Annotated in this window: 9 protein-coding genes; 5 read left to right on the top strand and 4 right to left on the bottom strand. The window is 69.3% G+C overall.

Annotation, left to right across the window (positions count from 1 at the left end):
- A partial coding sequence (locus tag OPU66_RS07185; protein WP_498552923.1) for a hypothetical protein occupies positions 1 to 425 on the bottom strand: 425 nt, incomplete at its 3' end.
- Between the two features lie 189 nt (positions 426 to 614).
- Between OPU66_RS07185 and OPU66_RS07180 the strand changes: the two genes are divergently transcribed.
- Positions 615 to 1,400 carry a succinate dehydrogenase iron-sulfur subunit gene (locus tag OPU66_RS07180; protein ID WP_160592691.1) on the top strand — a complete coding sequence of 262 codons (786 nt, stop codon included), beginning with the start codon at positions 615 to 617 and terminating at the stop codon, positions 1,398 to 1,400.
- A 163-nt stretch (positions 1,401 to 1,563) separates the two neighbouring features.
- Positions 1,564 to 2,103 carry a PaaI family thioesterase gene (locus OPU66_RS07175; protein ID WP_498552922.1) on the top strand — a complete coding sequence of 180 codons (540 nt, stop codon included), beginning with the start codon at positions 1,564 to 1,566 and terminating at the stop codon, positions 2,101 to 2,103.
- Positions 2,104 to 2,259: 156 nt separating this feature from the next.
- Here the strand turns inward: OPU66_RS07175 and OPU66_RS07170 are convergent, their stop codons facing one another.
- The 3 genes from OPU66_RS07170 to OPU66_RS07160 are packed head-to-tail and all read right to left on the bottom strand — an operon-like array spanning position 2,260 to position 5,215.
- Positions 2,260 to 2,949: an ABC transporter ATP-binding protein gene (locus OPU66_RS07170; protein ID WP_498552921.1), complete on the bottom strand. Its 690-nt coding sequence runs from the start codon at positions 2,947 to 2,949 to the stop codon at positions 2,260 to 2,262.
- Positions 2,946 to 4,220, bottom strand: coding sequence for an ABC transporter permease (locus OPU66_RS07165; RefSeq protein WP_498552920.1), 1,275 nt, complete (start codon positions 4,218 to 4,220; stop codon positions 2,946 to 2,948). Before OPU66_RS07165 ends, OPU66_RS07170 begins: the two co-directional genes overlap by 4 nt.
- Positions 4,214 to 5,215, bottom strand: a complete 1,002-nt coding sequence (locus OPU66_RS07160; RefSeq protein WP_498552919.1) for an efflux RND transporter periplasmic adaptor subunit — start codon at positions 5,213 to 5,215, stop codon at positions 4,214 to 4,216. The genes OPU66_RS07165 and OPU66_RS07160 overlap by 7 nt, the downstream gene beginning before the upstream one ends.
- A gap of 167 nt (positions 5,216 to 5,382) precedes the next feature.
- On the opposite strand from OPU66_RS07160, the gene zapE reads away from it, so the two are divergent.
- From zapE to OPU66_RS07145, 3 genes are all read left to right on the top strand, one after another.
- A complete protein-coding gene (zapE, locus tag OPU66_RS07155) occupies positions 5,383 to 6,495 on the top strand; it encodes a cell division protein ZapE (protein ID WP_498552918.1) in 1,113 nt (370 codons plus the stop codon).
- A 106-nt stretch (positions 6,496 to 6,601) separates the two neighbouring features.
- Positions 6,602 to 7,564 carry a malate dehydrogenase gene (mdh, locus tag OPU66_RS07150; protein WP_498552917.1) on the top strand — a complete coding sequence of 321 codons (963 nt, stop codon included), beginning with the start codon at positions 6,602 to 6,604 and terminating at the stop codon, positions 7,562 to 7,564.
- Entirely contained in the window at positions 7,564 to 8,124 is a 561-nt protein-coding gene (locus tag OPU66_RS07145) for a hypothetical protein (protein WP_498552916.1), read from the top strand. The genes mdh and OPU66_RS07145 overlap by 1 nt, the downstream gene beginning before the upstream one ends.
- The last annotated feature ends 2 nt before the right edge of the window (positions 8,125 to 8,126 follow it).

The following is an 8,126-nucleotide window of genomic DNA, read 5'->3' as shown; positions in this document are numbered from 1 at the left end:
GGGCGCGGCGCAGCGGTGGTTGGCCGCGCGGGGGTTGAACGCGCGGTCGCAGGCCGGCCGATGCGCGCGACCGTCAGCACCGCGGCGACCAGCAAGCCCGCCATCAGCGCACGGCCCGCGCCCCCGGCACCCGCAGGGAAGCCCAGCCCCGTCGCCGCCAGCCACAGCAGCAGCGCGGCGATGCAGCCGCCGGCCGCCAGCATCACGGCAGGCATGGTGCCAAGCCGCGCGGCGAGCGTTCCCGCCCAGCCCGCGACCGGCCGCGCGCACAGATAGGCGCAGATGATCGCCGCTGCCCAGTCGCGCAGCTCGGCCGCTGCAAGCCCGGCCGGGCCGCTCAGTAGCGCCGCCGGCGGGGCGAGCACCATGAGCGCCAGCAGCTCGCGCACCGAGCGCGCGGCCCGGCCGTGCCCGGCAGATTTCACGCCCGGTGCGCCGCTCCCGCGCCCGGCGGCCTGTTCGGCGCTTCCCCCGCTTTCGGTCACTCGTCCCCTTTCCGGCCGTTAACCCACTGGTCATCCCGCATTGCCATCCGGGATATGCACGCAGACGGTTGAGGTCTGGCGCGCTCCGGCCTATCTGGCGTGCGGAACCAAAAACAAGCGGGTAAGACCATGGCTGAGTTCGCGTTGCCCAAGAACAGCGTCATTCGCAAGGATGGCAAGACCTTCCCGGCCGCGCCGGGGGCGACGCGCGTCAAACGCTTCAAGATCTACCGCTATGATCCCGACAGCGGCGAAAATCCCCGTTACGACACGTTCGAGGTCGATCTCGACAGCTGCGGCCCGATGGTCCTTGACGCGCTGATCAAGATCAAGGGCGAGCAGGACAGCTCGCTCACCTTCCGCCGGTCGTGCCGCGAGGGCATTTGCGGCAGCTGCTCGATGAACATCGACGGGCGCAACACGCTCGCCTGCACCAAGGCGATCGAGGATGTGAAGGGCGATATCCGCATCACGCCGCTGCCGCATATGGACGTGGTCAAGGATCTGGTCCCCGATTTCAGCCATTTCTACGCGCAATATGCGTCGATCCAGCCCTGGCTGAAGACGGTGACGCCGCCGCCCTCGGGCAAGGAACGGCTCCAGACCCCGGAAGACCGGGCCAAGCTTGACGGGCTGTATGAGTGCATCCTGTGCGCCTGCTGCTCGACCTCGTGCCCCAGCTATTGGTGGAATTCGGACAAGTTCCTCGGCCCGGCGATCCTGCTTCAGGCCTATCGCTGGCTGGCCGACAGCCGCGACGAGCAGACCGGCGAGCGGCTGGACGAGCTGGAGGATCCGTTCCGCCTGTATCGCTGCCACACGATCATGAACTGCGCCAATGTCTGCCCCAAGGGGCTGAGCCCGGCCAAGGCAATTGCCGAGGTCAAGAAAATGGTCGTCGAGCGCGCGATCTGATGTCGTGGGCGCCGGTGCCCGGCACCGGCGCGCCCGCCCTGGAGCATTTTCAAGCCGGGTGAGATCACCCGGCGGCTCGGAAAATGCGCCAAATCAAAGACCTAGAGAGGCCGATCCGACGCAGTCGGATCGGAAACAGCTCTCGACGACAGGACGGAAAGACATGGCGGCACGCGCATCGGCGCACGGGATCGGGGCGGCTGAGGACCAGCGCGCGGCAGAGGCGCTTGCCGCCGAAATCCGCCACCCGGCCTTCATCCATGATCCGCACCCCGATCATCCCGGCTGGCTGCGCTGGGAGCTGTCGGACGCCGACCGGTTCAACACCGCGCTCGGCCCGCTGATCGTCCGGCGCGAGGGCGACGGGCGGGTGCGGCTGCGCGCGTTTCCCGCGCGCGCCCAGTCCAACCTGTCGGACAATGTTCATGGCGGCGCCTTGCTCGGGATGATCGACGTTGCGCTGTTCGCGACCGCGCGGCTGCACGGCATTGTCGAGGCCGGGGTGGCGGTGACGCTCGACCTGTCGACCCAGTTCATCGCCGGCGCGGCGATCGACCGGCCGCTCGATCTCGTCTCCGAAGTGCTGCGCGAAACCGGCCGGCTGGTGTTCGTCCGCGGGCTGGTCGAGCAGCTCGACGCGGCCGGCGAGGTGCGGATCTGCGCCAGCTATTCGGGAACGATCCGCAAGCCCGCGCGGCGCTGAAGGGGCCTGTCGCGGCGGCGGGGTTTTCGTCGTCGCGACACCGTGAGTTGTTAGCTGGGAAGAACGGCACCGGCCCGCGCCGAGAGGCGCGCAAAAAAAAACGCCCCCGCGCCGCGAGGCACGGTAAAAACACCCCCCCCACGACACCTGCTTTTCTCAGTCGATCCGCTCGATCCGGCCGTCGCGCATATGGATGCGCGTGTCGGCGGCGGCGGCGATGTCGCCGTCATGGGTGACGCAGACGACGGCGCGCCCCTCGTCATGGGCGAGGGCGCGGAGGATTTCGACCACGCGGGCGCTGTTCTGGCTGTCGAGATTGCCGGTCGGCTCGTCGCCCAGCACCAGTGCCGGATCGTTGGCGAGTGCCCGGGCGATGGCGACGCGCTGGCGCTGGCCGCCTGACATGCGGTCGGGCGTCTTGGCCGCCTGATCGGCCAGCCCCATCATGTCGAGCAGCGCCAGCGCCCGCGCGCGCGCCGCCGACGGGTCTAGCGCCCCCAGCCGCCGGATCGGCAGCAGCACATTGTCAAGCGCGCTGAACTCGCCGAGCAGGAAATGGAACTGGAACACGAAGCCGAACCGGCGCAGCCGCGCCCGTGCGCGCTCGTCGCCCGACATGCCGCCGGTGTCGTGGCCGTCGAGCAGCAGTGTGCCCATGGTCGGCCGGTCGAGCAGGCCGAGCAGATAGAGCAGCGACGATTTGCCGCAGCCCGACGGGCCGATCACCGCGACGAACCGGCCCGGGCGGATGTCGAGATCGACACCCGTCACCAGCGGTACCGGCGGATCGCCGGGCAGCACCCGGCCCAGCCCGCGCGCCGACAGGATCGGCGCCTCGCCGGTCATGCCGCCCCGCGCAGGATATCGACCGGGTCGACCCGCGCCGCCTTGCGCGCCGGCAGCCATGCGGCGACCGTGGCCGAGAGCAGCGAGGCCCCGCCCGCGATCAGGAATTGGCGCGGGCTGCGGTCGAGCGGCAGATGCTCGGTCTTGCCCTGGATGGTGAACTCAAGGCTGCCCAATATCTCCATCAGCCCGGTGCCGAGCGCAAAGCCCGCGATCACGCCGATCAGCGCGATCACCACCCCTTCGATCACGAACACCGCCTGCAGATCGCCCTGCGAAAAGCCGATGGAACGCAGAATGGCGATGTCGCGCCTTTTGTCGGTCACGGCGGTCGATACGACCGTGTAGATGCCGAAACTTGCGACCAGCAGGATCGCGGAGACGACGCTGTACATGATGACGTTGCGGGTGAGCAGCAAAGCGAGCACGTCGGCCGATCGTTCCTGCCAGCTTTCCGCCTTGTAGCCGAACCGCGCCTCGAGCGCGGCGGCGCTTGCGCGCGCCCCGGCGGGGTCGGCCAGCCGGATGCCGATCCGGTTGATGACGAAGGGCTGGCCGGTCAGCGACTGCGCCTCGCGCAGCAGCACATAGCCCGAGGCCGCGCCCAGCGCGCCCCGCCCCTTGCCGAACAGCCCGACGATGCGCAGCGATCTGGTGCCGCCGCGCGCCGAGGTCGCGCCGACGATATCGCCCATGCCGACACCCAGCCGTCCGGCCAGTTCCTCGCCGATGATGACGCCGCCCTGCGTCGTTTCCAGATTGCGCAGCCGCCCGGCGACCAGCAGCTCCTCGATGGTCGAGATGCGCCGCTCGATCGCCGGATCGATGCCCACCAGTGCCAGCGGCTCCTCGCGCCCGCCCGCGCGCAGCGTGACCGCGCCCGACAGCGAGGGCGAGGCGATGGCCCCGCGCTCGGCCTCGGCCGCCGCCACGATCCGCTGCCAGCCGCGCAGCCCGCGCACCTCGGTGCGCGGCTTGAACCCGCGCAGCCGGATCGCCGCACCGGGCATCGCCGCGGCACCCGGCTGGGGCGGCGGGCTGCGCAGCTCGTCGGAAATCACCACATGGGGCGCGGCATCGATCAGCGTTTCGATAAAGTCGGCCTGGCTGCCGATCATCAGCGCCGACACCGCAAGGAAAAAGCCGACGCCGACCGCGACCCCGGCCACTGCCACCAGCGTCTGGCGCGCGCGCTTTGCCAGATGGGTGGCCGCGATCCCGCCGAGCAGCCGGAAACGGCCAAGCATCGGGGCGGGGGCGTCGGTCAGCATCCGCTGATCCGCACCCGCTGGCCGGGGCGCAGCCCGTCCGGCGGATCGGGCAGGACGCACGCCCCCGGCGCAAGACCGGCGCGGATTTCGGTCCGCTCGCCGCCCTCGATCCCCGGCGTCACGCGGATGCGCCGGGCCGTGCCGTCGCTTATCACCCAGATCTGCCCGTCCTGCACCGCGCGGCTGGGCACCAGCACGGCCCCGGCGCGTTCGGCGGTGACGATATTGACCTCAAGCGTCAGCCCGACCGGCAGCGGCGACCCGGCATCGGGCGCGATCCTGACCCGGAAGGCGCGCTGATCCGGATCGCCGCCGGGCGTGACCGCGCGCACCTGCCCGCGCATCACCCGGCCCGGATAGGCGGCGGTCGACATCAGCACCCGCTGGCCGGGGATGATGCGCGGAATGTCGCGCTCATCGACGGTGGCGGTCACGCGCAGCCGGGCGGGATCGCCGAGCGTCATCAGCGTGCGGCTGGGCGTCGCCAGATCGCCCGGCTGCACGTCGCGGCGCAGCACCACCCCGTCAATCCCGGCGCGCAGCGTGAACTGGCCAAGGCGCGCGCGCGCCCCAGCCTCTGCCGCGCGGGCGGAGCGGGCGGCGGCGACCGCGCGATCGCGCCCGGCAGCGGCCAGAAAACCGCGCCCGAACAGCGTCAGCGCGCGCGCCTCGGCGGCCCCGGCCTCGCGCGTCTGGGCGGCAAGCTGGTCGATCTGGGCGCGCTGCTCGCCATTGTCGAGCAGGACGAGCGGCTGGCCGGCGCGCACTGCCATGCCTTCATCGACCAGCACGGCGACGACCGGCGCGGTGACGCGGCTGGCGAGCGCGACCGGGCGTTCGGGTTCGACAAAGCCGGTCGCATAGACAAGGTCGAGCGCGGGGCCGGTCGTCGCGCGCACGCCCGTCACCGCCGGCGCGCGCCCGAACAGCGCCCACAGGCCGATGGCCGCTGCGGCGGCGATGGCAAGGCCCGTCAGCATCGCCCGGCTGGTCATTGCGCGCCCCTTTTCATCCCCCGCCACGCCCGGCTTAGCGGCGTCGGCAGGGGGGTGGAATAAGGCCTGTTGCGGATATGCCGGGCGGCAGGTTCGCGCCGGTGGCGGGAGGGGTTTTGGGCGGCAGCGGCTTTTCAACCCCGGCCGGGGCCGATATCGGCGCGCCGGTGAACAAGATCATTGCCCGTTACCAGACGCTCGTGCGCGACGGCGAGCTGCGCCCCGACCCCGCCCAGGCCGATGCCGCCGCCCGGCTCGGCGCGCTTGCCGACCAGCTTGAGGCCAGCCCCCGGCGCGGGTCGCTGCTGTGGCGGCTGGCCGGCCGCCAGCCCGAAGCGCCGCGCGGCCTGTATCTGTGGGGCGGGGTGGGGCGCGGCAAATCGATGCTGATGGACCTGTTCTTCAACGAGCTGGACATCGCCGCCAAACGCCGCGTGCATTTCCACGAGTTCATGCTCGAAGTGCATGACCGGCTGCGCGCGGCGCGGGCCAGCGAGGCGGGCGACCCGATCCCCGCCGTCGCCGCCGATCTGAAGGGCGAGGCGCGGCTGATCGCGTTTGACGAAATGGTCGTCAACAACTCGCCCGACGCGATGATCCTGTCGCGGCTGTTCACCGCGCTGATCACCGGCGGGACGACGGTGGTGGCGACATCGAACCGCGCGCCCGAGGATCTCTACAAGGACGGGCTGAACCGCGAGCATTTCCTGCCCTTTATCGATCTGCTGCGCGCGCGGCTGGACGTGATCGCGCTCAACGGCCCGGTCGATTACCGGCGCGCGCGCCTTGCCGGGGTGACGACCTGGCTGACCCCCAATGGCCCGGAGACGACCGCGCGGCTGCGCGAGGCGTTTTTCCGCCTGACCGACTATCCGCCCGAAGACAGCGCCCATGTGCCCGCCGAACAGCTGCCGCTGGGCGGCGGCCGCGTGCTCGACGTGCCCAAATCGCTGAAGGGCGTTGCCGTGTTTTCGTTCAGGAAGCTGTGCGGCACCGCGCGCGGCGCGGCCGATTATCTGGCGGTCGCGCGGCGTTACCATACGGTGTTTCTGGTCGGCATTCCCCGGCTGGGGCCGGAAAACCGCAATGAGGCGGCGCGCTTTGTAACCCTGATCGACGCGCTTTACGAACACCGGGTCAAGCTGATCGCCGGGGCCGATGCCGCGCCGGCCGAGCTTTATGTCGAAGGCGACGGGCGGTTCGAGTTCGAACGCACGGTCAGCCGGCTGATGGAGATGCAGTCGGACACCTATATGGCGCTGGGCCATGGCGTGCACTGAGCTTATTGCATATTGTTCGCATTAGCAAAAATAATCACTTTCCCGAGGTTGAAGCCTTAACGAATCGCGCCTAAGCGAACGGCAAACATTCGGGAGAAGGCTCATTATGGGACGGCACAAGATCGCGCTCATCGGCGCGGGCAATATCGGCGGCACGCTGGCGCATCTCGCGCTCACCCGCGACCTGGGCGATGTCGTCCTGTTCGACGTGGTCGACGGCATTCCCCAGGGCAAGGCGCTGGACCTCAACCAGTGCGGCCCGATCGAGGCGCGTGAAGGCGCGCTCAAGGGCACCAACGACTATGCCGATATTGCCGGTGCCGATGTGTGCATCGTCACCGCCGGCGTCGCCCGCAAGCCGGGCATGAGCCGCGACGATCTGCTGGGCATTAACCTGAAAGTCATGAAGGCGGTGGGCGAGGGCATCAAGGCGCATGCCCCGAATGCGTTCGTGATCTGCATCACCAATCCGCTCGACGCGATGGTGTGGGCGCTGCGCGAGTTTTCGGGCCTGCCGCACAACAAGGTGGTCGGCATGGCCGGCGTGCTCGATTCCGCGCGCTTCCGCCATTTCCTGGCCGAGGAATTCGGCGTCGCCAAGCAGGACGTGACCGCCTTTGTGCTCGGCGGGCATGGCGACACCATGGTGCCGGTCGTCGAATATTCGACCGTGGCCGGCATTCCGATCCCCGATCTGATCAAGATGGGCTGGTCGACCCAGGAACGCATCGACGCCATCGTCCAGCGCACCCGTTCGGGCGGCGGCGAGATTGTCGGGCTGCTCAAGACCGGTTCGGCCTTTTATGCGCCGGCGACCAGCGGCATCGAAATGGCCGAAGCGTATTTGAAGGACCAGAAGCGCCTGCTGCCCTGCGCGGCCTATCTGGACGGTCAATATGGTCAGGACGGCCTGTATGTCGGCGTGCCGGTGATCATCGGTGCGGGCGGCGTCGAGAAGATCGTCGAGATCCAGCTGTCGGGCGAAGCCAAGGCCAATCTGCAGGTGTCGGTCGACGCCGTGAAGGAACTGGTCACGGCCTGCCAGGCCATCGATCCGAGCCTCGGCTGATGCGGCTTGCGGCAGTTCCGTTCCTGCTGGGTCTTGCCGCCCCCGCGGTCGCGGCAGGCGTCCAGCCGGAATATCCCGGACTGGTCCCGGCTTTCCTGAAGGTTTGCGCTGAGGGAGATCTCACTCCTGCTGCCCGCGAGGCTGCCTTTGCGGCCGAGGGCTGGCAGGAGGAGCCGGCGACGCTCAACGTGGCGAAGCTTGGGGAGACGCCGTCGATCGACCGCAATTTCGACTGGTCGAGTCCGGTATCGGTCAGGCAGTGGCGGCGCGATATCGATGGCGCACAGGTCCGTGCGGTCCTGGCGACCTTTCCGGAAAAGCGGCGCTATCCGACGATCTGTGCGGTCGCTGTGCCGGGCGTGCGCTATGGCTGGCCTTACGACGATGCCTTCAAAGCCGGGGTGAAGGCTCTGGGCCTCAAGGGCAAAAGCACTGACCTGCCGCATTATTTCGAATATTCGGGAAAAATCGGCGGGACGCGTCCGGTCCGGGCCGAGCTTTTCGGGCGCAGCTCGGCCACGAGCGCGCCGAACACCCTTCATCTGTATCTCGCCTTCTGAAA

Source organism: Sphingomonas sp. URJC2, from assembly GCF_059803575.1.
The sequence above is the reverse complement of the archived record's forward strand: the minus strand, read 5'-3'. Positions and strand labels throughout refer to the sequence as shown.